Source organism: Thalassobacter sp. 16PALIMAR09 (genome assembly GCF_000765485.1).
GTDB classification, from domain to species: Bacteria; Pseudomonadota; Alphaproteobacteria; order Rhodobacterales; family Rhodobacteraceae; genus Thalassobacter; species Thalassobacter stenotrophicus.
Genome location: NZ_JHAK01000002.1, coordinates 500,248 through 523,835 on the forward strand (window position 1 = coordinate 500,248; position 23,588 = coordinate 523,835).

Consider the following 23,588-nt stretch of genomic DNA (forward strand, 5'->3'; position numbering starts at 1 on the left):
GTCGTAGAGGGCGATGATGTTTGACGCTCTTGCCCTCACCACCACGGATATACTCGTACTAAGCGGTCTCGCCTTTTTGGCGGGGCTTGTGCGCGGGTTTTCGGGGTTCGCGCTGTCGGCGGTGATGATGGCCACGGCCGTGGTGATCCTGCCGCCGGTTGAGTTGATCCCCGTCCTTTGGGTGCTGGAAGCGGTGGCTTCGATCATGATGGTGCGCGGCGGGTTGCGCGACGCGGATCGGGGCATTGCGACCGGTCTTGTGCTGGGCTCAGCGATTGGGGCGCCCATCGGCTGGGCGCTGACGGTGTCCGTGTCGGTGATGACGTCCTCCATGATCGCGCTGACGTTGATCATTTGTCTCGCGGGGTTACAGCTCAGCCGGGTGCGGTTTGTATTCTTGGCCACAAGGCCGGGGCTATACGGCTCCGGTGTGTTGGCGGGGGTCGTCACGGGGCTGGCTGGCATCGGCGGGATGATCGTGGCGCTTTATACGCTGAGCCAAGACAAACCTGCCCGGGTCATTCGCGCCACGTTGGTGATTTTTCTGCTGTTTACGTCCGTGTTTAGCGCGATCACTATGGTCGCTTATGGGGTGTTCACCGGGGTCAGCATTTTGCGTGGCGTCGTTCTTGCAGCCCCCATCGCGGTTGGGGTGTTTCTGGGCCAACGGCTCTTTAACCCTCGGTTTGAGCCGTATTATAAGCCCACCTGCCTGACCCTTTTGATTGTACTGGCGAGCGTCGCCCTCATCCGTGTGAGCCTATGACAAACCTTTCTATACACAGCTCCGATGGCACCCAACTTGTGGTCACAGATGTGGGCCCGCGCGACGCACCGGCGTTTGTGTTTATCCACGGTTGGGCGCAGGCACGGCTTGCTTGGACCGCGCAGTCCCCACTGGCGGATCGCTTTCGCCTGATTTCATTCGACTTGCGCGGCCACGGCGACAGCGACGCGCCCCAGAACCCCGCTGCCTATACCGACACCCGCCTTTGGGGGGATGACGTGTGCGCGGTTCTAGAGACACTGCAACCCAAGACACCGATGCTGGTGGGGTGGTCCTACGGCGCGCGCGTGATCGGCGCCTATCTGGCGACGCATGGGGCAGGGACCGTGGCGGGCATTGCGCTTGCTGGTGGCGTCTTGGCGCTTGGCTCCGCGCGGGAAGAATGGATGGCCGGCCCAGACAGTCCGGGCATGAACCGCGCGCTCTATTCCGATGATGACGTTGCCCGGGCAGAGGCGACGCGTGGGTTTGTCACCGCTTGCACCCACGCGCCGCTTGATCCCGGATTTACCGCGCAGCTGATTGCGGCGAATGATCGTGTCGGCGCGCTGGTCCGCCGGTCACTGTTCAAAACGGATGAGGACTTGCGCCCCGTTTGGGCCGCGTTCGACCGCCCCGCGCTGGTTGTGCATGGCGCACAGGACAGCGTGATCCCGGGGACCGTCGGGCAGGCGGCGGCGGATGCGCTTCCGCAGGGGACGCTTGCGGTTTATGACGACTGCGGCCACGCGCCATTTTTGGAACATCCCGCGCGGTTCAACGCCGATCTTGCGGCGTTGGCCGAACGCATCACTCCTTAGCGCGCAAGACACCAGCAGGGCGCGCAGCCAAAGGCCGCCACGCAAAGGCCAACCCCGCCAAAAGCGTGGCCATCGCACCGCCCAAGATGATTGCCGTCGCAGAGACCCACTCAAACCGGTACGTGCCGTCCATGACGAATGTCATCACGGCCCAGCCCGCCAACGCGCCTGCGCAAATCGCGACCGTGCCAGCGGCGGCACCCAACATGGCGGAGCGTAGCGCAAAGCTTGCAAGGATCGTGGCGCGCGTGGCCCCTAGTGTCTTGAGGACGGCGGCTTCAAAAACGCGCGCGCGCTCTCCCGCGGCGGCGGCACCGATCAACACGATGAACCCGGTCAGCAAAGTGGCCGCTGCCCCGTAGGATGTGGCGGCGGCCAACCCCTGCAATGCTTCGGTCACCAAGGCGATGCCGTCGCGCACGCGGATCGCGGTGATGTTGGGGGCGTTGCCCGCCACATCGCGCAGAATTGCGGCCTCGGCGGCTTCTTCGGCGTAGACTGTTGCGATGTGGGTGTGCGGGGCGCCAGCCAATGCGTTCGGCGACATCACGAGGATAAATCCGATACCCGCATTGGAAAAATCCACCTCCCTCAGGGATGTGATGGTTGCGGTGATGTCACGGCCCAAGATGTTGATGGTCAGCGTGTCGCCAAGCCCGATCCCCATTTCCTCGGCCTCTTCGGCGGCAAAGCTGATCTCTGCGGGGCCTGTATGGTTTTCGGCCCACCATGCGCCTGCCGTGACTGTCGTGCCCTTGGGGGGCAGGGAGGAATACGTGAGGCCCCGGTCGCCCTGTAGCACCCAGTGATCACCCGCCACGTCCCTTGAGGGGATGCCATTGATCCGCGTGATCACGCCGCGCAACATCGGCGCGCTATCCACGCGTCGTACGGCAGGATCGGTTGTGACCCGCTCCAAAAAGGCGGGCAGTTGGTCATTTTGAATGTCCACAAAGAAGTATGAAGGGGCTTCTTGGGGCAAGTCTTGGGTTATGGCAGCACGCAGGTTGGTGTCGATTTGTCCAACGGCGGCTAGAACCGTTAGCCCCAGCCCGAGCGACAAGACTACCGATGTCGCGTCTCCGCCGGGTCCGCCCACGGCACCCAGTGCCAGCCGCAGTCCGGTGCGGCCCCGGACCCAATGGGCGCGTGCAAGACCGCGCGCCAGCCGCCGCACACCCCATGCGGCACCCGTCAGAATAGCGAGCGCGCCGAGGATGCCGCCCGCCGAATAGAGCGCGAGCGTCGGGATGCCTGAGAGCCACATGGACAAGCCCACAAGCAGTACGACGAGCATCGCGATCAGGATCAGCATTCCCCAAGAGGGCAGCGCGCGGGACGGTCCGCTGGCATCTCGGAACAAGGCGGCTGCGCGGACCTCTCGGGTGCGCGCAAGCGGCCAGAGTGTGAAAATTAATGCCGTGAGTGCGCCGTATAAGGCGGCCTCTAGCAAGGGGCCCGCGCTGACGCCAAAGGCCACGGGGATCGGCAGTTGTGCTGCGATCAGGGGTGCCAAGAGCAGGGGCACAATCGCCCCCAAAATCAGCCCCAGCGCGATGCCCACAGCCCCCAATACGCCGATTTGCATAAGGTAGGCGGCAAAGATCACACGCCCCTCCGCGCCCAACGTCTTGAGTGTCGCGATGACGGGTGTTTTACGGTCCAAATAGGCGCGCACGGCGGCTGATACCCCAACGCCGCCCACCGCAAGCCCTGCCAACCCGACCAGCACCAAAAATGCACCTATCCTCTCGACGAACTCCGCGATGCCGGGGGCTGCGTTGCGCGCATCGCGCCAGCGCAGGCCAGTGTCACGAAACGCCTCTAGGGCGCGGGCCTCTAGCGCGCCAAGGTCGGCGTTCTCGGGCAGGTCAAGGCGGTATTGGCTGTCGAACAGGGTGCCCGGTGCCAACAGCCCGGACCCGTCGAGCGAGGTCATTGATACCAATGACCGTGGCCCAAGCCCAAAGCCGCTGCCTGCGGCGTCAGGTTCAACCTCTAGGGCGGCGCGTAGCGTTAGGGTGGCTGTGCCAAGACCCACCTGATCACCAATCGTGAGGCCCATGCGCGCGATAAGGATCGGGTCCATGACAATGCCGTTATCCGCCAACGCCTCCGCAATCGGCATTGCGGGCGCAAGTGTGACTGACCCGATCAGCGGGTACAGATCGTCCACGCCGCGCACCTGTGTCAGGCCACGCTCGTCACCCTTTACGATCATGGATCGGAAATCGACTGTTTCAGACACGCGCGCGCCGGTGGCTTGCATAAAGGCGCGCTCCTGCGGGCTGGCAAAGCGATAGGTGAACGACATCTCTGCGTCGCCGCCCAAGATGGTCGCGCCTTCGCGGGCCAATCCATCCGAGATCGCGACCCGGACGGAGCCGACGCCCGCAATTGCTGCCACCCCTAGCGCGAGGCACAGCAGAAAAATCCGAAATCCGGCGACGCCGCCACGCAGCTCCCGCCGGGCAATGCGCCATGCGCTGGTCAAAACATTGCTCATTCTGCTGCGGCCTGTGCAACGTCGGTCTCAATGCGGCCGTCGCGCAGCCGGATCACCCGGTCGCAGCGTTTGGCCAGCTCAGGCGCGTGGGTCACAAGGATCAGCGTGGCACCGTGCCGGTCGCGTAGCCCAAACAGCAGGTCCATGATCGCCTCGCCAGTGTTGCCATCCAGATTGCCCGTGGGTTCATCCGCCAGCAGAATGTCGGGCCGGGGTGCGGCGGCGCGGGCCAAGGCGACGCGCTGTTGCTCTCCGCCGGACATCTGCGCGGGATAGTGATGCATGCGGCTGCCTAGTCCCACGGCCTCCAACTCGGCCTCGGCGCGCTCAAATGCATCGGCCACGCCGCCAAGTTCTAGCGGCGTTGCGACGTTTTCCAGCGCGGTCATGGTCGGAATAAGGTGGAAGCTTTGGAACACGACCCCCATATGTGAACGGCGAAAGCGGGCAAGCTGGTCCTCGTTCATTGCGGTCAAATCCTGCCCCATGGCACGGATTTCGCCGCTCGAGGCCTGCTCCAACCCGCCCATCAGCATGAGGAGAGACGACTTGCCCGACCCCGATGGACCAATCAACCCAACCGTTTCTTGGGCACCGACTTCGAGCGTGAGCCCATGCAAAATATCCACCGGGCCCGCGTTTCCAGCAAGCCGGAGGGAGACATTGTTGAGGGCGATCACAGGGGGCATGGGGCGTTTCCTTTGGGCGGCGTCTACAAGGACATATGGGGTGGTCGCGGCGCAGGCCAAGGCGATTGTCGTGAGCATTTTCATGGTTTTGCCGGTCATGGGGGGCGCTGCGGCCGAGCCAATCACCGTGGCAGCCCTAGGCGATAGTCTAACCCAAGGCTACGGCCTACCGCCTGAGCAGGGGTTTGTGCCGCAATTAGAGGGCTGGTTGCGGGCGCGGGGGGCGGATGTTTCCATCCTGAATGCGGGTGTGTCAGGCGATACGACGGCGGGTGGGCTGTCGCGCATCGCTTGGACCCTGACGCCAGAGGTGGACGCGGTCATCGTGGCCCTCGGCGGGAATGACCTGTTGCGCGGCATTGCGCCAGAGGTCAGCCGCGCCAATCTGGACGACATCTTGCAGGCCACACAGAACGCAGGCGTGCCAGTATTATTGATCGGGCTGCCGGCACCGGGCAATTATGGACCGGATTACCAAAGGGAATTCAACGGGATATATCCTGCGTTAGCGCAGGCTTACGATACTCTCTATGCCGAGGATTTCCTTGCAGGGTTAGGTGAAAACACGCCCCAAGCGCTGCGCAGCTATATGCAGGCGGACGGAATTCACCCCAACGCCGCTGGGGTCACAAAGATAGTCGAGACGTTGGGGCCAGAGGTTGAGGCGCTGCTTGCTCAGGTCAGGCCGTAGGCCGCCAAACCTGTAGAACGTCCGCCCCAATTTGTCGGTGCGCTGACAGCGTGAACTGAGGCGCTTGGGCCAGCTTTGCCAGGCCCATCGCGGCGATGGACGGCGTGCCCTCGGCCCCGATGATCTTGCCTGCGAGGTACAGATGAATTTCATCGACCAGACCTGCCGCCAAAAGAGATGCGGCCAGTGCACCGCCGCCTTCACAATACACACGCGTGAGGCCTGCGTCGCCAAGTGCTTGTAGCACGGCGGAGGGATCCAAGTTGCGGCCATCCTGGCCACACTCGATCAGTCGCGCGTCGCCGAATTGGTCGCGCAGTGGAGCGGGAGCAGCCGCGCCATGGCACAGCCAAACGGGGGCGGCGCGGTCGTTGAACATGCGGGCTGTCGGGGGGAGGTCTAACCTACGCGACACGACGACCCGTACGGGCTGGGGCACATCGCCCATGCCACGCACGGTCAGTTGTGGATCATCGGCGCGCAGTGTGCCCGCACCCACCATGACCGCATCATGGGCCGCGCGTTGGGCATGGACATGCGCGCGTGCAGCGGGACCCGTGATCCACTGGCTTTCGCCGCTCGCGGTTGCGATCCGACCATCAAGGGTGCTGGCCAGCTTGAGCGTCACCATGGGCCTGTTTTGTGTGATCCGCGTGGTAAACCCGCGTTGCAACAGTGCTGCCTCGTCGGTGCAGACGCCGGTCGTGACCTCAATCCCGGCGTCTTGCAGGATGCGGATGCCACCGCCATCCACACGCGGGTCCGGGTCTGTCTGCGCGATCACCACACGCGCGACACCAGCTGCAACCAAGGCCATGGCACAAGGTCCAGTTTGCCCGGTATGCGCGCAGGGTTCGAGCGTGACATAAGCCGTCGCACCCCGTGCATCGCCCATTGCCAAGGCCTGTGTTTCGGCGTGAGGGCGGCCGCCGTCAGCAGTCCGTGCCCGGCCAATCACCCGGCCATCGCGCACAATAACACAGCCGACACTGGGGTTTGGCCACACGCGCCCCAACCCGCGCCGGGCCAAAGCCAGCGCGGCGCGCATCCAACGGACGTCTTGGTCGGAATGCACTTACTCGTTGATCTCGGGTGGGCGCAGTTCGTGAACAAAGTCCTCGAAATCATCTGCCGCCTGGAAGTTCTTGTAGACGCTCGCAAACCGCACATAGGCCACGGTATCGATGCGAGCGAGACTCTCCATCACGATCTCACCGATGGTTTTGGACGAAATGTCGGTGTCGCCCATGCTTTCGAGCCGGCGCACAATGCCAGAGATCATCTGATCGATCCGCTCCGGCTCAACCGGGCGTTTCTGCATCGAAATACGGATAGAACGTTCCAGCTTGTCACGGTCAAACTCTTCGCGTTTGCCGCTGGTTTTCACCACGATCAGGTCGCGCAATTGAACGCGTTCATAGGTTGTGAACCGACCGCCGCACGCAGGGCAAAACCGACGCCGGCGAATGGCGACGTGGTCCTCTGCGGGACGGGAGTCCTTTACCTGTGTGTCGACATTTCCACAAAACGGGCACCGCATCGGCGTCTCCCTTCACGTCTTTATGGCCCATGGGGCATTTATCCACAGGTACTATATGACCATCCCAAGGACTTGGGTAGGGGGATATTAACCATGCTCTATCTTGCGGGTCGAAGCTGCTATCGCAGCAGTGCGATGACCCTCCGCGTGTGGGGGGCGTCGCGATGCTCTACGACATAGATGCCCTGCCACGTGCCAAGAGACATGCGCCCGCCGATAATTGGAATTTGCAAAGAGGTCGGCAGAAGGGCTGCCTTAATGTGGCCCGGCATGTCATCGGGGCCTTCGTACGTGTGGGTCAGATAATCCATCGACGGATCGGTCGTTGGCGGGACCAGCCGATGAAAATAGGCGGTCAAATCTGTGCGCACCTCAGGATCTGCGTTTTCTTGGATCAGCAGCGAGGCCGAGGTGTGTTGAATAAACAGCGTCAAAAGTGCTTCATCCCGACCCGCGTCCGCGACCCAAGCGGCCACGTCGCGCGTGATTTCACTTAGGCCCGGACCGTGGGTCTGGATGGTAAAGGTTGTGTGCATGGTCAGCGCCCCAAAGGGCACGGTCCTTACCAGTTGATGTGATCTTTGAACGAGCTGACCGCATAGCTCCAGCGCGAGATCATCTCTTCGAACAGCACGCCCGAGACGCCGCCTTTGGCAATGATGTAATGTTCCAGATAGGGATCGCTTTCATCGTCAAGGTAGACAGACCCCATCAGTTTTGCGCTGTTCCACTCGTTGGCCTTTTGCAGGGTTAGGCCGTTGTTGAGGTCAAAACCAACCGACAGCTTCCAGCTTGTGCAATCAGCGTTGTCGGTGCAGCCATAAAACCAGATGTAGTAATCCACACCTTCCAGCTGAGACTCGATGCGGGGGTCACCAACACTGTCGACCTCAAGTTGGGCGCGGTAGCCCATTTCTTGCAGCGCCTTAATGACGGAAAAGGGCCGTGCTGGATCGACGCTTTGCGCCTGTGCCACCGTCGCGGAGAATAGAAAGAAGCTCAAAAGCAGTAGTGTACGGCGCATGGTTGGTATCCCTCTTTTTGCTGGTTGGGAAACAACCGTAAGAACCCAATTGGGTCAAGCTGCAACTCGGTTCAAAGATGGTGTCTTACATCCATTTTTAGGCATTTTTGCTATCGTTCGAGAGAAATGCAACCACAGCGCGTGCGGGATCAGAACAGTCGCGCGCCTTGTTGGTCAATCACCTGCTTGGCCTTTTCGATCGCAGCTTCATGCGCGGCTTCTACCGAGGGCAACGTATCGGCGCGGATCAGATGATGGCTTTGGCCGTCTTTCTCTATGATTGCAGACAAGCGATACACATGCCCTTCCTTCATCGGCTGGGGTGTGATCGCATATCCCTCATACATCACGGGCTCCGCAGGCTTTTGCTCGGATTTTCCAAAAAGTTTAGAGAGAAAGGACATGGGCTAAGTTTCCAATACGACTAGTCAGCGTCTTCAAGGCGACGGCGGCGCTCATCCAAAAGCTCGCCTTCATATACCCAAGAGCTTGGTCCAGAAACCGCGCTCCAATTATACCCCAGCTTATGAAAAACCCGCAGCGCCGACTGGGAGAGGCTCATTTCCTCACCGTTATAAATACGGTATGATTGTCCTTCACCGTACACACCTCAACCTCGTCTTTTTTGTGCGCAAGGACCGCGCCGAGCGGGACCTCGGCGGTGCGAAAACTAAAGCGGTTGCGGCGTTCTTTTGCCTTCTTAAGCGCGGCAGCATCGTCAGGTTCAACAATAACGGGGCCGGTTGGAGTTATCTCTCGGACGGCCGCAAGTTTAAGTGCAGAGGCAATCCGCTCAGGCGCAATTTCAAAGAACTCGCGGTTCTTTCGAACGCGGTGATCGTCAAACGCATCGTGGATCAGCTTTTCTACAAGGTGACAGTCTGCAACCTCCGCTGCAAAAAAGCATTCAAACGGAAGTGGGATGCCCGTGGTGTCCAACGCCCTAATCCGACCCAATAAATCCGATGTCGTTTTACCGACTTTTACGAGGCCGGGCATCGCCTCGTTGGTGAGAATATAGACAATATCCATCGAGGCGACCTTGGGTCCGGCGTTTTACTGATCTAAGAAACTCCGCAGCTTACGGCTCCGCGATGGGTGCTTAAGCTTGCGCAGCGCTTTTGCCTCAATCTGACGAATACGTTCGCGTGTCACGCTGAACTGTTGGCCGACTTCTTCCAGCGTGTGGTCGGTGTTCATCCCGATCCCAAAGCGCATGCGCAGCACGCGTTCTTCGCGCGGGGTGAGCGAGGCGAGCACACGAGTGGTCGTCTCTTTCAGGTTTTCCTGAATGGCGCTGTCCAGTGGCAGAACCGCATTCTTGTCCTCGATGAAGTCGCCCAGTTGGCTGTCTTCTTCGTCACCAATCGGAGTCTCAAGGGAAATCGGCTCCTTGGCGATTTTCATCACCTTGCGGACCTTTTCCAAAGGCATTTGCAGCTTTTCTGCCAATTCTTCTGGCGTGGGTTCGCGGCCAATCTCATGCAGCATTTGACGGCCTGTGCGGACCAGCTTGTTGATCGTTTCGATCATGTGAACCGGAATACGGATCGTGCGCGCCTGATCCGCGATCGAGCGGGTGATCGCCTGACGGATCCACCATGTCGCATAGGTCGAAAATTTGTAGCCGCGGCGGTATTCAAACTTATCCACGGCCTTCATCAGGCCGATGTTACCCTCTTGGATGAGGTCAAGGAACTGAAGCCCGCGGTTGGTGTATTTCTTAGCGATGGAAATCACGAGACGCAGGTTCGCCTCAACCATTTCCTTCTTGGCCTGCCGGGCTTCTTTTTCACCCTTTTGGACCTGCTGCACGATGCGGCGGAATTCGTTGATGTCGACGCCGACGTATTGGCCGACCTGCGCCATGTCAGCGCGCAACTGTTCGACCTTATCGCGCGAGCGTTCCAGCAACATCTGCCAGCCGCGCCCGGATTTTTCGGACATGCGGTCAACCCAACCGGGATCAAGCTCATGGCCGCGGTATTCTTCGATGAATTCACGACGGTTGATGCGGGCTTGGTCCGCCAGCTTTACCATGCCGCTGTCGATGGACATGATCCGGCGGTTGATGCCGTACAATTGGTCGATCAGAGCTTCGATACGATTGTTGTGCAGGTGCAATTCGTTCACCAGCTCAACGATCTCAGAGCGCAGGTGCTGGTACTCAGCCTCATCGTCCTTCGAGAACGTGTCGTCTTTGTTGAGGGTCGCGGAAATCCGCAGGTCCTGCATTTCGGACAGCTTGGCGAAGTCGTCGGAAATCCGCTCAAGCGCTGCCAGAACTTGGGGCTTCAGAGCGGCTTCCATCGCGGCCAACGACATGTTGGCCTGATCGTCCTCATCTTCGTCGTCATCGCGGCGGATCGGGTTGCCGTCGGCGTCCAACTCTTGGGCCGCTTCTTCTTGGGGCTTGGGGGCCTCAGAGGAATTGGCGGGCGCGTTCGCGACCACGGGCTCTACGTCATCCTCGTCACCCATGGCGTTGCCAAAGGTGGTCTCAAGGTCGATCACATCGCGCAGTAGAATATCTTCGTTCAGAAGTTCTTCGTGCCAGATCGTGATCGCTTGGAATGTCAGGGGGCTTTCGCAAAGCCCAAGGATCATGGTGTTGCGGCCGGCCTCGATGCGCTTGGCAATCGCGATCTCGCCCTCACGGGACAGCAACTCAACTGACCCCATTTCACGCAAGTACATGCGGACAGGGTCATCGGTGCGGTCCAGCTTTTCGCCACCAGTGGCGCCAACGGCTAGGTCGCGGTTGCCTGCAACTTCGACCACAGCCGTAGAGCCGGACTTACCGTCGTCTTCGCCGTCCTCGGCCTCTTCGGCTTCGATAATGTTGATGCCCATTTCGGACAGCATCGACATCACATCTTCGATTTGCTCGGAGGACACCTGCTCAGGCGGAAGCACCGCGTTGAGCTGGTCATAGGTCACGTAGCCCTTGGTTCGGGCTTCGGCGATCATCTTTTTGACCGCAGCTTGGCTCATATCAATTGCGATATCGCCGTCCTGCTGGTCAGTTTTTTGATCTTCGTTGGTGTCTTTAGCGGCCATGGAGCGCTCCTGGAGCTTGCGGGGGCGGACGTGGCGGAATCGATTCGCACGGTAAGGTTGTTCGAATCATTACCGCGAATCGTAGGGAAGCGCACCCGCTGCTAGCGTTTTTTCTTTTCCCAAACCTTCGTATCGAGAAGATTTTGGAGGTAATTTGACATTGACGCACTGTCCTCCGCGTCAACCCCGGTATTAGGCAGAACAGCGCGATCAGCAAGAGCGCGCGTCTGGTTGGCCTCATTCAAGCGCCAAGTAAGGGCTTCGTCCGCAGGGCTAGGCTCTGCTTTGGCCCGAAGGTCCTCAAGTGCCTCGCTCAACTCCTGACGGTGACCCCGGCGCGCCTCTAGCTTTGTCAAAGCGTCCATGATGCACGGGGCCGCGTCGCTTGGCTGTGCCTTTTGGCGCAAAGCGGGGCTCAGTTGGATGTGGCGTGAAGCACGCAAAGTTTCAAGGGTCTGCGCAGTGCCTGTGGCCATGAAATAAGCGTCGGGGTTGTCGGTGGCCTCTTTTGTCCACCACAACAGCGCGTTGGCCAGCACTTCGTGGCCGGGGCCGACCCATTTCATTTGCTCCAACGCCTCTGCGTGGCTGTCAATCAGGGCAGGGTGCGCGGCCAACGCGGTCAAAACCACACCCTCTAGCAAGATTTCCGAGGTTTCGTGGGTCGAGCTTTGAGCCAGCGCGGAACTTTTGGTCGAGGCGACGGGCGCCTGCGGTTCCTGCCACCGCGCGAAATTTCCGCGCCCACCACCGCCGCCCTGGCCTCCACGGCGCTGACCGCCGCCAAAGCTGCCGCCCTCATTGCGCTGCCCGCCTCTGGAGGGGCGGGGGCCGAATAATGCTTCACGTAGGCGCGCGATTTCATCGCCGTAATGCGCCCGGATCGAGGGGTCTTGGATACTGCGCAGAACGGTCCGTAGGTCTTTGTCCAGCTTCGCGCGCCGCTCGGGGCTGTCGATGTTTTTACCTTGGGTTTCGCGCCGCCAGAGCAATTGCACCATCGGCAGCGCGCCGCCCAAGAGGGTCTTCATCGCCTCTGGCCCTTCGGCGCGCAAAACGTCGTCCGGGTCCCGTCCCTCGGGCATCAGAGCAAAGCGCACGGATTTGCCGGCCTCAAGGATCGGGAGGGCAAGATCGATCACCTTATAGGCCGCGCGCACACCGGCCTTGTCGCCATCCATGGCAAAAACAGGCTCATCCTCAAACCGCCACAACATCCGCAGATGTTCCTGGGTGACGGCGGTGCCAAGGGCCGCGACCGTAGCCTCAAACCCTGCTTGGCTAAGGGCGATGACGTCCATGTACCCTTCGGCCACGACCAGCGGCTGGCCCTTGCCTGCGGCAGTGCGCGCAGGCCCGTGGTTATAGAGCGTGTAGGACTTCTTGAATAATTCCGTCTCGGGCGAGTTGAGGTATTTGGCCCGCGCATCCGCCGCCATCGCGCGGCCCCCAAACGCCACACACCGCCCGCGCGGATCACGGATGGGAAACTGAATGCGGTCGCGGAACGTGTCATAGGGGCTGCGGCCATCATCAGGGGTTTTGGCCAGCCCGGCGGCTTCGATCAGTTCCTGTGGGACGCCCTTGCCTTTGAGGGCGGTTTGCAAACCGTCGCGTCCATTGGGGGCAAAGCCGATCTCGAAACGTTCAATCGTAGCGGCATCCAGCCCGCGACGGCTGAGATAGGCGCGCGCGTCTGCGGCCACGCCGGTGTTCAGCTGGAGCCGGAACCATCGCGCCGCAAGGTCCATAACCTCAGCCAGCTGGGTGGCGCGGTCGGATTTTTCCTGCGCCTTTGGATCGCGCGCAGGCATCGGCAGCCCGGCTTCACCGGCTAAAATTTCGACCGCCTCCATAAAGCTGACATTCTCGCTTTCACGCACAAAGCTGATCATGTCGCCCTTCGCTTGGCAGCCAAAGCAATAGTAGTAGCCCTTTTGGTCATCCACGTGGAACGAGGCGGATTTTTCTTGGTGGAACGGGCAGGGGGCCCACCAGTCGCCCTTGCCTTGGTTCGACTTGCGGGTGTCCCACATCACCTTTCGCCCCACGACATCCGCAAGGGATAGTCGCGTGCGTAACTCATCAAGAAAACCGGGCGGGAGACTCATGCCCCTATGGTCCCATGCGCTCGGCTCCGTGTCCAGATGACCCGCGACCCATTGGGCGGCTCCCATACTAAGTATTTGGATCCCGCATTGGGGCGCAGGTGTGCTCGAAGGCAGCTATCGGCACATTTGCGCCAACGAAGTGGCTGCATTTTTCATAAAATTGCCCCTATTCCGGCGCGCCAAGGCCATGGCCCCGCGCGACAAAGGATCAATGCCCCCGAGGGGCCAAAACGATAAGGATGCGTCCCATGTCTGTCACCAAAGCCCAACTGACCCATTTTTGGCGCGACACGTCCGGCGCAATAACCGTCGAATGGACCCTCCTGACCGGAGGGCTTGTGGCCATCGCGCTCGCGGCAACGGCCGTTGTGGGTTCGGGCCTTGATTCCAACACGGCGATGCTGAACGAAGAATTCACCCGCGAACATCGCTTCTATGAAACACGCAATTTCGGGCGATCACCGACCGAGGTTGCACAAGCGCTAGAGATGGAAGTGCTGTCCAATAGCCGTCGTGATCGTCGGGTTGCGCGGTTATTGGATGCTCTGACTGAGAACCAATTACGCAACCAACACCGCACGTGGAACACACGCGCCGCCGATGCCAGCTACAGCAACCTGCCGCTGGCCCGTGATCAGGTTAAACTGATCGACGTGGCGATGGATGCACGCGACGTCGATCCGCACGCAGGTGTGCCGACGCCACTGCCCACGCCCGCAACCTAGGCGCTTAGCGCAGCCCGTGCGGCGACGCCCGTCATGGCATGCGTGATTTCATGCACCGCCGTCTGCGTCATGGACCGGAACACATAAATATCCATCCCGGTTTTCGTCCGGTGATACAGCGCCGACATATGCCCCAATAGCCCGCGCGCCGTGGCACCCGGCCCCATCGCAGCCACATCAAGCGGCGTCAGTCGTGCCATCACAGCCTCAAGCGCGTCGCCCTCAAGCGTGAGCGCGGCCCATGCGTCCGACTGGTCCGTGGTAGCCGCAAGCCCCGCCAGCTCAGCACACTCCCCAACCACAAACGCCATATTGCGCCCCGCCCAAAGGACGTTTCCTTTGGCTTCATTCGGGGCGGGCCAGTGACCGAGCGCCTTGCGTACGGCGGTCTTTTTGCCCTTGAACGGTGAAACAGAGGTAAGCGTTGGCGCCCGCTCCGTAAGTGTGAGGTTACCAATAGTGATCGGGCACAGACCCGATGCGGCGGAGGTAGCAATCAGATTACCCACGGGCGCGCCCTCCTTCTGGGTCCAAGAATACGGGGTGGCAAATCTCAACCTCCGCGTCGACGCCGCGCAACCGGTCCACAAACCGAATACGCTCACCCAGTCGCGCCGTGCCGTCCCGCACAAAAGCAAGCGCCATGTAGGTGTTGAGCGTTGGCGAATAACAGGCCGATGTGGCGTAGCCTTGGTCGGTCTCGCGGTGCACGCGGTCGCCAATATTGTACAGGTGCCCGCCCGCGTCGATCTTGGTGTTGGGGTCCACGGGACGCAGGCCCACCAATTCCTCGCGAGAGGCCATCAGGACGGGGCGGCTGGCCGCAGCCTTACCGATGCAATCTTTCTTGCCTGAGATCATCCGCCCCATGCCGATGTCGCGCGCGGTGACCCGGCCCATAATCTCGGCGTGGGTGACAAAGCCCTTCTCGATGCGCAGCACGTTCAGTGCCTCCATCCCATAGGCCCCGCCGCCGAGCAATTCGGACCGCGCCACAAGGTCCCGCCAGAGGGCGGCCCCATACCGTGCAGGCACCGCAACCTCATAGGCATGCTCGCCCGAGAACGAGATCCGGAACAAACGCCCCGCCACGCCCAGCACGTCAATCGCGCCACAGGCCATAAAGGGGAAACTATCGTTATCGACCTGCGTATCGGTCAGCGAATTGATCAGCTCACGTGCTTTTGGCCCCGCGACCGAGAATTGCGCCCAGGCCTCGGTGGTTGAGATGATCGACACGTCCCATTCGGGGTGCAAGGCTTGGGTTACGAACTCTAGGTGTTTCATGACGTTGCCAGCCGCGGCCGTCGTGGTCGTCATGACATAGTGATCCGGCGCGATGCAGGCGGTGGTGCCGTCATCCATGACAAAGCCGTCTTCGCGCAGCATCACCCCATAGCGCACGCGCCCGGGTTTGAGCGTTGAGAACGTGTTGATATAGACAAAATCCAACAGTTTGGCGGCGTCTGGCCCCTGAATGTCGATCTTGCCCAGCGTGCTGACATCCGCCACGCCCACGGCCTCGCGGACCATGTTGACCTCTCGGTCGCAGGCATCACGCCACGTCTTTTCGCCCGTGCGGGGGAAATAGCTGGGGCGGTACCATAGGCCCGCCTCAATCATCGGCGCGCCCATTTGCAGCGCATTTGCATAGGATGTGGTGAACCGCTCAGGCGCAAAGCCCTTGCCCTTGGCACCAGCCCCCATCGTCCCGATTGCGGTGGGCACATAGGGCGGGCGGAAGGTCGTCGTGCCAGTGCCGGGAATGTCCCGACCCGTGGCCTCTGCCAAAACCGCAAGCGCGCCAACGTTTGACGACTTGCCCTGATCGGTGGCCATGCCTTGGGTCGTGTAGCGTTTCATGTGCTCGACCGACTGGAAGTTTTCCTTGGCCGCTTGGCGCACATCCTTGGTGGTTACGTCGTTCTGAAAATCGAGCCAAGCGCGTCCCGGCGCATCCACCGCCCAAAGGGGCGCAAGCCCGAGGGGCGTGTCATCGGCCACGGGCGTCTGGATGGAGGCAGGCTTGAGGCCCAAGCTTTCCAGTACTTTGCGCGCCCGAAATATCCCGGATTTGAGTGCACCGTGGGTTGAGAAATTGCCCATCGCAGCACCCGCCGCCTCTAGCCCCGGCACGGAGCCCGGCGTGGGCACAAAGGCGTGGATTTCGGGGTTCCACGTGGGGCGTCCGTTCATGTGGCACGTCAGGTGCACCGAAGGGTTCCAGCCGCCAGACAGGCCAAGGCCGTCAGCTTCGATGTCCCATTCGCGGGTGCCCTGCCGGACCTTGACGCTGCGTAGCCCCAAATGCCCGCGCGTGTTGATGACCTCAGCCCCTGCATGCACAAGGTAGTCACCGCTTGGAGAGATACCGCTGCGCGCGTCAATCACGGTGGTGTCGATGCCTGCGTCCGCAAGGTCTTTGGCCGTTGCATGGGCGCTGTCGTTGTTGGTGAACAGCACGATCCGCTTGCCGGGGGCGACGCCCCAGCGGTTCAGATAGCTTGCCATCGCAGAGGTCAGCATAACGCCGGGGCGGTCATTCATCGGGTGGGCGATGGGGCGTTCCAGCGCGCCCGCCGCCAGCACCGCGCCGCGTGCGTGGATACGCCAGAAACATTCGCGCGGGAGATCAGCAGAAGGATTGGGTAAGTGGTGGCTTACGCGCTCCAGCGCGCCGTAAGTGCCGCCGTCAAACACGCCCGTAATCGTGGTCCGCGTCATGATCCGGACACCCAGATCACGCAAGGTTTGCACCATCTCAGCGGCCCAGACGTGGCCGGGTTTGCCGTCCACGTCGACGGTTTCCGACAACAATCGCCCGCCCGCTTCGGTCTGCTCATCACACAAAATCACCGACGCACCGGACTTCGCGGCCGTAAGTGCTGCCATCAAACCCGCAGGACCCGCTCCAATAACCAGCACGTCACAGGTCGCAAAGGCACGCTCTGCGTCGTCTGGATGCGCCTCACCGGAAAGCCCGCCCAAACCAGCCGCGCGGCGGATGATCGGCTCATAAAGCTTTTCCCAAAATGCTTTGGGCCACATGAACGTCTTGTAATAGAAACCCGCCCCAAGGAAGGGCGCCGCCAGATCGTTGATCCCCATCACATCGGTCTTGAGCGAGGGCCACGCGTTTTGCGAAAACACCTCCAGTCCGTCGTAGATTTCTTGCATCGTGGCGCGGACGTTGGGGTCCTGCTCTGCGCCGCTGCCCACGGTGATCAGGGCGTTTGGCTCTTCGGAACCTGCGGTCAGCGGACCACGGGGGCGGTGGTATTTGAAGCTGCGCCCCATCAACCGCTCACCCTTGCCCAAAAGGGCGGAGGCCACAGTATCGCCCGCATACCCACGGACATATTTGCCATCAAACTGGAACAGCACCTCTTCGGCGCGGTTCACGCGGCCCTTGCCATCAAGTCTCATGTGCGGGCCTCCCGGGGATAGGTCTCGGCCAGCTCTGATCCCTTGACCTCATGGGTGACAGTGTTGCGGGTCACAACGACCCACGCGCCACAGCCCGCTTCATGCTGCCACAGCTCTTGGGTGTCGCCCGCCGGGTTGTCGCGCAGGTGCAAATACGCGTCCCACTCAGGCAAAGGCGCATCAGCGGCGGGGCGGTTGAGATATGTCTCATGACCCATGTAGTAAAATTCCCGGCGATCACGGTCGCCGCAAAGCGGGCAGGTTATGCGCATGGGACGTTCCCGTGGGCTTGAGAGAGAAAGACGCAGCCAAGCGACATGCGCTGGGCGGTTTGTATGGGCGAACGCATGGCCATCAGTGCAAGTTGTGCTGAGACCCAGTGGCCTCTTCGTCGATGACATGACCGCGCGCGAGCCGGTCGAGGCGCAGCTTGCTGGCGGCGGGGTGGTAGTCGCCAGTCGCCATCAAGTGGGCAAAACACTTGCCGGACCCGGGCACGGCCTTAAAGCCCCCGTAACACCAACCACAGTTGATAAAGAGCCCTTCGGTCTGGGTCCGGTCAATAAAGGGGGAGCCGTCGGGGGTCATATCCATGATCCCGCCCCACGACCGCAGCACCTTGGCGCGTCCGATCATCGGCATCAGGGCCATGCCCGCCTCCATCACATGCTCGGCCATATGCAGGTTCCCGCGCGACGCGTAGGAGGCATAGAAATCAATATCACCACCGAACACCAAGCCGCCCTTGTCCGACTGGCTAAGGTAAAAGTGCCCCATGCCAAAGCTGATCACATGGTCCACACAGGGCTTCAGCCCCTCGGTCACAAAGGCCTGCAATACGTGGCTTTCGATGGGCAAACGCATGCCCGCCATTGCCGCCACTTGGCTGGAACGGCCCGCGACAACAATCGCGACCTTCTTGGCCCGGATCGGCCCGCGTGATGTTTGCACCCCGCGCACAACGCCGTTTTCGATATCGATGCCGGTGACTTCGCATTGTTGGATGATGTCCACGCCGCGCTGGTCCGCACCGCGCGCAAAGCCCCATGCCACCGCATCATGGCGCGCTGTGCCGCCGCGGGGGTGGTACAGCCCGCCATAAACCGGAAAACGTGGGTTGTCGTAGCTGATGTAGGGCAGCATCTCGCGGATCTCATCGCGACCCAGCATGATCGCGTCATCGCCCTGTGAAATCATCATGTTGCCGCGCTTGGCAAAGGCGTCGCGCTGACCGTCGGAATGGAACAGGTTGATGATGCCGCGCTGGCTCATCATGGTGTTGTAGTTCAACTCCTGCTCCATATCTTCCCACAGCTTAAGCGAGTGGGAATAGAACTCAGAGTTGCCATCAATACCGTAGTTTGCGCGCACGATCGTGGTGTTTCGGCCCACGTTGCCGCCGCCGATATAGCCCTTTTCAAGGACGGCCACGTTGGTGATCCCGTACTCTTTGGCCAGGTAATAGGCCGTGGACAGGCCATGCCCGCCCCCACCAATGACCACAACGTCATATTCGGCTTTGGGTTCGGGCGAACGCCAATGCGGCTGCCAACCGGTGTTCCCGGTCAGCCCTTGCTTGAGAATTTGCCATGCTGAATAGCGCATTAGGTCCCCGCAGAGGTGTCATCAAATTGTATGACACACCCTAACGAAGCCAAGCGCAATCCCCTGCCGATCCGCGACATCATGCGGTCAAAGTCCGACGTGCTGTTACATAGGCGCCGGATGAAGTCGGCTCAATAGGTCCCGACCGGGGCTGCGGGCAGTGCGACGCTCTGATCGAACTCAAGGAATGAGGCAAAGCGGGGCCGCGTCACGATGATGTTTTCAAAGTTTTGCGTGGGCAATTCGATGTTCAACGGCGGGGTGTAGGTGGAATAGGTTTCGACCACGATCACCCGCTCACCCACGGCCATCACGGGCATACGCGCCAACAGCGCGGAGATGGAATTGGTGTCGCGCACCGCGTTGCCGTCGGTGGCGTAGGACCATTCGACCTCGTAGCCGACATCCCCGCGCCGCACCTCGCTGTAACGCAACCACGGCTCACCGTTCTCAAACGTCAAAAACTCGTAAAGGTTTGCAAGACCTTCAAAATCCCACGCCGTCACGATGGGGCGCCGGGATAGAATGTCCCCAATCGTGTAGGCGGCCTTCAGCGACAGGTTATACCGCCGGAACGCGTCGAAAAATGTGAACGACAGGATCAGCGTCACGAATAGGATCGGCATGATGATCACAGTCTCGGTCGAGATCGCGGCATCCTCCCGCCGCCAAAAGGAAACGATGGATTTGCGCATGGCTTAGGTCCCTCCCGGTAGGCTGGCGGTGCCTGCAATCGGTTCGCTCGAAAAGGCAGTGGCGGACGTCATGTACAGCAGCCCATTTGTGTCGCGGGTCAGCGCGAGGCCGAACTGCGATGTGGGGAAAAACGGCTCAACCACATAGCAGGTGCGCAGAACGATCATCATGTTGGGCGTTGTCTGCTCAAACCACGTCAGCGGTCGCACCGCGTTGGACACATCCACGCAAGGTTGGTCGAACCGCGGCATCACGTAATTCGCGGATGACACCTCGGTCATTTCAACGCTGAGCGTTGCATCGCAATGCGGCAGGACCACCGTGTTGGAGCAAATCCGGTGGCGGATCACGGATTCCGTGATGGTAAGTCCCGTGCCCAGCCGGATGTCGCGCACAACCAGATCAATCGCCCGGTCCAGCATAACCTGACGCGCCAACAGCATCGCCGCCTCAAACGCCATGATGAAAATCATGATAAAGGCAGGAAAGACGATCACAAACTCGACCGTCGCGCCTCCGTGATCATCGCGGCGCAGAAACTGCGCGATATGGGCCCCAAGCCGCATCACTGCGTGAGCCTTAATTGGCCGATGGTCTGCGCGATGGCGGCAAAGACCTCGTTAATCTCAAAGCCGTTCACGTCGTAGTAATGGCTGGGCGTGCTGGCGCAGTCGCGAAGGGCGGCCTCACCGCTGGGTGGGGCTTCAAACGCGATGGAAAAGATCACCAGATTGCGGTTTGCCTGTGCCTTGGTCTCTGAGCAGATTGCAGCCAACCGGCGGTCCCCCACGGTTTGCCCACCATGCTGGGCCACGGCGTTACGGATGCGGTTTTTCCAATTGTAGGGAGAGCTTGCACCATTGCGTGTGGGGTAAATGTTGTCCGCAACCCAACGCACGTTGTACCGGCTCCACAACTCAACATAGCTCATTTGGCGCGCGGCACTGCCACCGATGGGGGTCGAGTAATTGGTGTTGTCCCAAGGGTCGCGGTAGCGGTTGTTTTCGGGGATGTAATACGAAAACTGAGGGGCGCGGCCCGAGCGTTCATAGATCCACACGTTGGACAGGCCGGACTTAAATTCATTCTTCAGGTCGTATTGATTGGTATTAGATCCATCCGTCATCAAGATGACCACTTTGATCGTGTCACGGTCGTTATAGGCGACGGGAGGGCCCGCAAAAATGGGGTCAACGCTGGCAGGGGCTGCCACGGCCATCGCGGACAGGTTGGCTTGGGTCGAGGGGTCAATCAGGATCGAGGCCCACTTCATCCCCACATCAATCGCGGTCCAGCCGTCGGCGTTAAGCCCGTTGATGGCTGCGTTGATTGTGGTCTTATTGTTAGACCAAGGAATGATCGCGCCGTACTCGTTTGTGGGGCACCACGGGTTCGTCATGGACCCAGACGTGCTGTCCTTGTTGAAGTGTCCCATGCGGGGCAAAGGCGACAGCGGATCAATCGTGGTGGTCGAGAACATGGCCTCCGAAAAGTTGATGCAATTCGAAAAGTTATGCTCATTGGTAAAGTTGAAATGGTTCGCAACCAATGTGCCCGCATTCACCTTGCCGTTGTAGGGAATGACCGAAACCGACACGAGGTCCTTTTGTTCATCCACCAGCACCGTGTTTACGAATTCGGTCGCTGCGTCCTTCATAAGCTGCATCTTGGACTTGCCACCTGTAGGCGACCAATTCCCCATGGAGCCGGAGATATCCAGCACCAACGAAATCTCAACATTCAGCACCCGCTCCTCGGCGGTGCCAGTGGCCGGGGCGTTGATGCTATCAATCCCAACCATGTGTAAAAACAATGAGTTGACGTCTATACTCGCCTCTGCGGTCACCTTCCGGTAAGATCCAACAGTGTCCTGCTCCACGTCCACATCCAGGGTGTAGCCCTGCAATCCTGCCTTAGCGAAATAGTCCGTCACAACCAGCGTCGGGTCTAGGTCTTGGTCCAAGGAGGCCGCCGCCAAAACCGCCCGGTCCAGTGTGTTTTGCAGCTTGGTCCGATTGGCTTCATACCGCATCGTGTCCACGGCAATGCCGCCCGCAACCAGCATCAAGATCATGATCATCAGCCCAAAGATCACCATCGACCCGCGCTCGGATCGCTTGAACCGCCGCAAAGCATGACGCAGCCCGCGCCGGGGCGCGTTGGATGTTGTGTTTTGATCGGTCTCTTTGGTCTTCACGGCAATACCCTCCATCCCACGGGCACGCAGTGACATCGGACCGGCCGATGTCTCATGTGCGCACCTCTTGCGACAAGGGAAGGGTGCGGGGGGCACGTGGCGATTTTAAGGCGCTCAATAGGGCGCTTTCGCGGCATTTTCCTTAAATCAGAAACAACACAGCCTCGTTCGCAAGGTCTGTCGCGCAGAGCGCTGATCCAACGGAGGCTTTACTTTGCGTAAACCTTATGGGTTTAGTCTCAATAATTAACATACCATAGGTTGCAAGGGAGGGGACTATGACGGGACCAGCAGGGGCCAACGAGCCGGGATTTCGAGAATCCGTTAACCTTATGTTTGATCGTGCTGTGGCACTGATGGACCTCCCTCCAGGGTTGGAACAGAAAATTCGGGTGTGTAACGCGACCTATACCGTGCGCTTTGGCGTGCGCCTGCGCGGGCAGGTCGAGACGTTCACCGGGTACCGCTCGGTCCATTCGGAACACATGGAGCCGGTCAAAGGCGGCATCCGCTACGCGCTCGCCGTGGACCAACAAGAGGTTGAGGCGCTCGCCGCTCTGATGACCTTTAAATGCGCGCTGGTTGAGGCGCCGTTTGGTGGTTCCAAGGGCGGCCTGTGCGTCGATCCGCGCAAATGGGACGCCCATGAGATGGAGCAGATCACCCGCCGTTTCGCCTATGAACTGATCAAGCGCGACCTGATCAATCCGTCCCAAAACGTGCCTGCCCCCGACATGGGCACCAGCCAGCGTGAGATGGCGTGGATCGCGGATCAATACGCCCGGATGAACACCACCGACATCAACGCGCGCGCCTGTGTGACGGGCAAACCGTTGAACGCGGGCGGCATCCAAGGCCGGGTTGAGGCCACGGGCCGCGGCGTGCAATACGGCCTGCGCGAATTCTTCCGCCACCCCGAGGATATGGCCAAGGCCGGGCTGACCGGCTCGCTCGAAGGTAAGCGCGTGATCGTGCAGGGCTTGGGCAACGTGGGCTATCACGCGGCGCATTTCCTACAGGTTGAGGACGGCGCGATCATCACCGGCGTGATTGAGCGTGACGGCGCATTGGTCTCAGAAACGGGCCTAGATGTTGAGGCCGTGCGCGCCCACATTCTGGAAACCGGCGGTGTCAAAGGCTTCACTGGGGCCGAGTTCGTGGAACACGGGGCAGTCGTACTTGAGGCAGATTGCGATATCCTGATCCCCGCCGCGCTGGAGGGTGTCATCAACCTTAAGAACGCAAGCTACATCAAAGCCCCCCTGATCATTGAGGCCGCAAATGGCCCGATCACCGCTGCTGCCAACGATATCCTCGTCGAAAAGGGCTGCGTGATCATTCCCGACCTCTATGCCAACGCGGGCGGTGTCACGGTCAGCTACTTTGAGTGGGTCAAAAACCTGAGCCACATTCGGTTTGGCCGGATGCAGCGCCGCCAAGAAGAGGCCCGCCACCAGCTCGTCATTGATGAGCTGGAAAGGTTGTCCACCTCGGGCGGTGTCGACTGGAAACTGTCACCGGGGTTTAAGGATAAGTACCTGAAAGGCGCCGATGAATTGGAACTGGTCCGCTCAGGTCTCGATGATACGATGCGCACCGCCTACCAATCCATGCGGGAGGTGTGGCACAGCCGTGACGGGGTCACGGACCTGCGCACAGCGGGGTTCCTTGTGGCGATCGACAAGGTCGCGCAAAGCTATACGGCCAAGGGGCTGTAACCCAATAATCCCG

Annotated in this window: 22 protein-coding genes; 5 read left to right on the top strand and 17 right to left on the bottom strand. The window is 60.5% G+C overall.

From position 1 onward, the window contains the following. Positions 1 to 16 precede the first annotated feature (16 nt). Both PM04_RS06320 and PM04_RS06325 read left to right on the top strand, forming a co-directional pair. Positions 17 to 766, top strand: coding sequence for a sulfite exporter TauE/SafE family protein (locus tag PM04_RS06320; protein ID WP_038004723.1), 750 nt, complete (start codon positions 17 to 19; stop codon positions 764 to 766). Then, the gene (locus PM04_RS06325) at positions 763 to 1,587 is read left to right on the top strand and encodes an alpha/beta fold hydrolase (RefSeq protein WP_052068225.1); all 825 of its coding nucleotides are present in this window, start codon (positions 763 to 765) and stop codon (positions 1,585 to 1,587) included. The genes PM04_RS06320 and PM04_RS06325 overlap by 4 nt, the downstream gene beginning before the upstream one ends. Here PM04_RS06325 and PM04_RS06330 read toward each other — a convergent pair. Further along, on the bottom strand, positions 1,577 to 4,093 hold the full coding sequence (locus tag PM04_RS06330) for an ABC transporter permease (protein ID WP_038004724.1): 2,517 nt from the start codon (positions 4,091 to 4,093) through the stop codon (positions 1,577 to 1,579). The two genes, PM04_RS06325 and PM04_RS06330, sit on opposite strands and share 11 nt — an antisense overlap. After that, positions 4,090 to 4,782 carry an ABC transporter ATP-binding protein gene (locus PM04_RS06335; RefSeq protein ID WP_038004726.1) on the bottom strand — a complete coding sequence of 231 codons (693 nt, stop codon included), beginning with the start codon at positions 4,780 to 4,782 and terminating at the stop codon, positions 4,090 to 4,092. Before PM04_RS06335 ends, PM04_RS06330 begins: the two co-directional genes overlap by 4 nt. 82 nt (positions 4,783 to 4,864) lie before the next feature. Here PM04_RS06335 and PM04_RS06340 point away from each other — a divergent pair, with 82 nt between their 5' ends. Beyond that, positions 4,865 to 5,473 (top strand): arylesterase, encoded by a 609-nt coding sequence (locus tag PM04_RS06340; RefSeq protein WP_038005187.1) that lies wholly within the window; start codon positions 4,865 to 4,867, stop codon positions 5,471 to 5,473. Here the strand turns inward: PM04_RS06340 and ribD are convergent. From ribD to dnaG, 8 genes are all read right to left on the bottom strand, one after another. After that, positions 5,463 to 6,548: a bifunctional diaminohydroxyphosphoribosylaminopyrimidine deaminase/5-amino-6-(5-phosphoribosylamino)uracil reductase RibD gene (gene ribD, locus PM04_RS06345; protein WP_255347906.1), complete on the bottom strand. Its 1,086-nt coding sequence runs from the start codon at positions 6,546 to 6,548 to the stop codon at positions 5,463 to 5,465. The two genes, PM04_RS06340 and ribD, sit on opposite strands and share 11 nt — an antisense overlap. Then, entirely contained in the window at positions 6,549 to 7,013 is a 465-nt protein-coding gene (gene nrdR, locus PM04_RS06350; protein ID WP_038004730.1) for a transcriptional regulator NrdR, read from the bottom strand. A gap of 119 nt (positions 7,014 to 7,132) precedes the next feature. Further along, positions 7,133 to 7,549, bottom strand: coding sequence for a secondary thiamine-phosphate synthase enzyme YjbQ (locus PM04_RS06355; protein ID WP_038004732.1), 417 nt, complete (start codon positions 7,547 to 7,549; stop codon positions 7,133 to 7,135). 26 nt (positions 7,550 to 7,575) lie between these two features. Then, positions 7,576 to 8,037 carry a YbjN domain-containing protein gene (locus tag PM04_RS17340; RefSeq protein ID WP_052068226.1) on the bottom strand — a complete coding sequence of 154 codons (462 nt, stop codon included), beginning with the start codon at positions 8,035 to 8,037 and terminating at the stop codon, positions 7,576 to 7,578. Between the two features lie 149 nt (positions 8,038 to 8,186). Then, positions 8,187 to 8,441, bottom strand: a complete 255-nt coding sequence (locus PM04_RS06365) for an HlyU family transcriptional regulator (RefSeq protein WP_038004733.1) — start codon at positions 8,439 to 8,441, stop codon at positions 8,187 to 8,189. Positions 8,442 to 8,595: 154 nt separating this feature from the next. Then, positions 8,596 to 9,069 carry a GIY-YIG nuclease family protein gene (locus PM04_RS06370; RefSeq protein WP_084212698.1) on the bottom strand — a complete coding sequence of 158 codons (474 nt, stop codon included), beginning with the start codon at positions 9,067 to 9,069 and terminating at the stop codon, positions 8,596 to 8,598. A 24-nt stretch (positions 9,070 to 9,093) separates the two neighbouring features. Next, a complete protein-coding gene (gene rpoD, locus PM04_RS06375) occupies positions 9,094 to 11,097 on the bottom strand; it encodes an RNA polymerase sigma factor RpoD (protein ID WP_038004734.1) in 2,004 nt (667 codons plus the stop codon). A gap of 101 nt (positions 11,098 to 11,198) precedes the next feature. Then, positions 11,199 to 13,208 carry a DNA primase gene (gene dnaG, locus PM04_RS06380; protein ID WP_038004736.1) on the bottom strand — a complete coding sequence of 670 codons (2,010 nt, stop codon included), beginning with the start codon at positions 13,206 to 13,208 and terminating at the stop codon, positions 11,199 to 11,201. Between the two features lie 248 nt (positions 13,209 to 13,456). Here dnaG and PM04_RS06385 point away from each other — a divergent pair, with 248 nt between their 5' ends. Then, on the top strand, positions 13,457 to 13,933 hold the full coding sequence (locus tag PM04_RS06385) for a Flp family type IVb pilin (protein WP_038004737.1): 477 nt from the start codon (positions 13,457 to 13,459) through the stop codon (positions 13,931 to 13,933). Here PM04_RS06385 and PM04_RS06390 read toward each other — a convergent pair. The 7 genes from PM04_RS06390 to PM04_RS06420 form a co-directional block, all read right to left on the bottom strand. After that, a complete protein-coding gene (locus PM04_RS06390) occupies positions 13,930 to 14,442 on the bottom strand; it encodes a sarcosine oxidase subunit gamma (RefSeq protein ID WP_038004739.1) in 513 nt (170 codons plus the stop codon). The two genes, PM04_RS06385 and PM04_RS06390, sit on opposite strands and share 4 nt — an antisense overlap. Continuing rightward, positions 14,435 to 17,359 carry a sarcosine oxidase subunit alpha family protein gene (locus PM04_RS06395; protein WP_038004741.1) on the bottom strand — a complete coding sequence of 975 codons (2,925 nt, stop codon included), beginning with the start codon at positions 17,357 to 17,359 and terminating at the stop codon, positions 14,435 to 14,437. The genes PM04_RS06390 and PM04_RS06395 overlap by 8 nt, the downstream gene beginning before the upstream one ends. Then, a complete protein-coding gene (locus PM04_RS06400) occupies positions 17,356 to 17,631 on the bottom strand; it encodes a sarcosine oxidase subunit delta (protein ID WP_038004743.1) in 276 nt (91 codons plus the stop codon). The genes PM04_RS06395 and PM04_RS06400 overlap by 4 nt, the downstream gene beginning before the upstream one ends. Before the next feature lie 82 nt (positions 17,632 to 17,713). After that, a complete protein-coding gene (locus PM04_RS06405) occupies positions 17,714 to 18,964 on the bottom strand; it encodes a sarcosine oxidase subunit beta family protein (RefSeq protein ID WP_038004745.1) in 1,251 nt (416 codons plus the stop codon). Between the two features lie 131 nt (positions 18,965 to 19,095). Continuing rightward, positions 19,096 to 19,659, bottom strand: coding sequence for a TadE/TadG family type IV pilus assembly protein (locus PM04_RS06410; RefSeq protein ID WP_038004747.1), 564 nt, complete (start codon positions 19,657 to 19,659; stop codon positions 19,096 to 19,098). Positions 19,660 to 19,662: 3 nt separating this feature from the next. Then, positions 19,663 to 20,226 (bottom strand): TadE/TadG family type IV pilus assembly protein, encoded by a 564-nt coding sequence (locus tag PM04_RS06415; RefSeq protein ID WP_038004748.1) that lies wholly within the window; start codon positions 20,224 to 20,226, stop codon positions 19,663 to 19,665. Further along, positions 20,226 to 21,893: a pilus assembly protein gene (locus tag PM04_RS06420; protein ID WP_038004750.1), complete on the bottom strand. Its 1,668-nt coding sequence runs from the start codon at positions 21,891 to 21,893 to the stop codon at positions 20,226 to 20,228. The genes PM04_RS06415 and PM04_RS06420 overlap by 1 nt, the downstream gene beginning before the upstream one ends. A 242-nt stretch (positions 21,894 to 22,135) precedes the next feature. Between PM04_RS06420 and PM04_RS06425 the strand changes: the two genes are divergently transcribed. After that, positions 22,136 to 23,575, top strand: a complete 1,440-nt coding sequence (locus tag PM04_RS06425) for a Glu/Leu/Phe/Val dehydrogenase (RefSeq protein WP_038004751.1) — start codon at positions 22,136 to 22,138, stop codon at positions 23,573 to 23,575. Positions 23,576 to 23,588 lie beyond the last annotated feature (13 nt).

What these genes read in the sequence shown, in the direction of transcription:
- PM04_RS06410 (WP_038004747.1), bottom strand. Translation starts at nt 19,659, where the DNA reads ATGCGCAAATCCATCGTTTCCTTTTGGCGGCGGGAGGATGCCGCGATC.
- PM04_RS06320 (WP_038004723.1), top strand. Translation starts at nt 17, where the DNA reads ATGTTTGACGCTCTTGCCCTCACCACCACGGATATACTCGTACTAAGC.
- PM04_RS06365 (WP_038004733.1), bottom strand. Translation starts at nt 8,441, where the DNA reads ATGTCCTTTCTCTCTAAACTTTTTGGAAAATCCGAGCAAAAGCCTGCG.
- PM04_RS06325 (WP_052068225.1), top strand. Translation starts at nt 763, where the DNA reads ATGACAAACCTTTCTATACACAGCTCCGATGGCACCCAACTTGTGGTC.
- rpoD (WP_038004734.1), bottom strand. Translation starts at nt 11,097, where the DNA reads ATGGCCGCTAAAGACACCAACGAAGATCAAAAAACTGACCAGCAGGAC.
- PM04_RS06405 (WP_038004745.1), bottom strand. Translation starts at nt 18,964, where the DNA reads ATGCGCTATTCAGCATGGCAAATTCTCAAGCAAGGGCTGACCGGGAAC.
- PM04_RS06385 (WP_038004737.1), top strand. Translation starts at nt 13,457, where the DNA reads ATGTCTGTCACCAAAGCCCAACTGACCCATTTTTGGCGCGACACGTCC.
- PM04_RS06400 (WP_038004743.1), bottom strand. Translation starts at nt 17,631, where the DNA reads ATGCGCATAACCTGCCCGCTTTGCGGCGACCGTGATCGCCGGGAATTT.
- PM04_RS06330 (WP_038004724.1), bottom strand. Translation starts at nt 4,093, where the DNA reads ATGAGCAATGTTTTGACCAGCGCATGGCGCATTGCCCGGCGGGAGCTG.
- PM04_RS06370 (WP_084212698.1), bottom strand. Translation starts at nt 9,069, where the DNA reads ATGGATATTGTCTATATTCTCACCAACGAGGCGATGCCCGGCCTCGTA.
- PM04_RS17340 (WP_052068226.1), bottom strand. Translation starts at nt 8,037, where the DNA reads ATGCGCCGTACACTACTGCTTTTGAGCTTCTTTCTATTCTCCGCGACG.
- PM04_RS06425 (WP_038004751.1), top strand. Translation starts at nt 22,136, where the DNA reads ATGACGGGACCAGCAGGGGCCAACGAGCCGGGATTTCGAGAATCCGTT.
- PM04_RS06395 (WP_038004741.1), bottom strand. Translation starts at nt 17,359, where the DNA reads ATGAGACTTGATGGCAAGGGCCGCGTGAACCGCGCCGAAGAGGTGCTG.
- PM04_RS06420 (WP_038004750.1), bottom strand. Translation starts at nt 21,893, where the DNA reads ATGTCACTGCGTGCCCGTGGGATGGAGGGTATTGCCGTGAAGACCAAA.
- PM04_RS06355 (WP_038004732.1), bottom strand. Translation starts at nt 7,549, where the DNA reads ATGCACACAACCTTTACCATCCAGACCCACGGTCCGGGCCTAAGTGAA.
- nrdR (WP_038004730.1), bottom strand. Translation starts at nt 7,013, where the DNA reads ATGCGGTGCCCGTTTTGTGGAAATGTCGACACACAGGTAAAGGACTCC.
- PM04_RS06335 (WP_038004726.1), bottom strand. Translation starts at nt 4,782, where the DNA reads ATGCCCCCTGTGATCGCCCTCAACAATGTCTCCCTCCGGCTTGCTGGA.
- PM04_RS06415 (WP_038004748.1), bottom strand. Translation starts at nt 20,226, where the DNA reads ATGCGGCTTGGGGCCCATATCGCGCAGTTTCTGCGCCGCGATGATCAC.
- dnaG (WP_038004736.1), bottom strand. Translation starts at nt 13,208, where the DNA reads ATGAGTCTCCCGCCCGGTTTTCTTGATGAGTTACGCACGCGACTATCC.
- PM04_RS06340 (WP_038005187.1), top strand. Translation starts at nt 4,865, where the DNA reads ATGGTTTTGCCGGTCATGGGGGGCGCTGCGGCCGAGCCAATCACCGTG.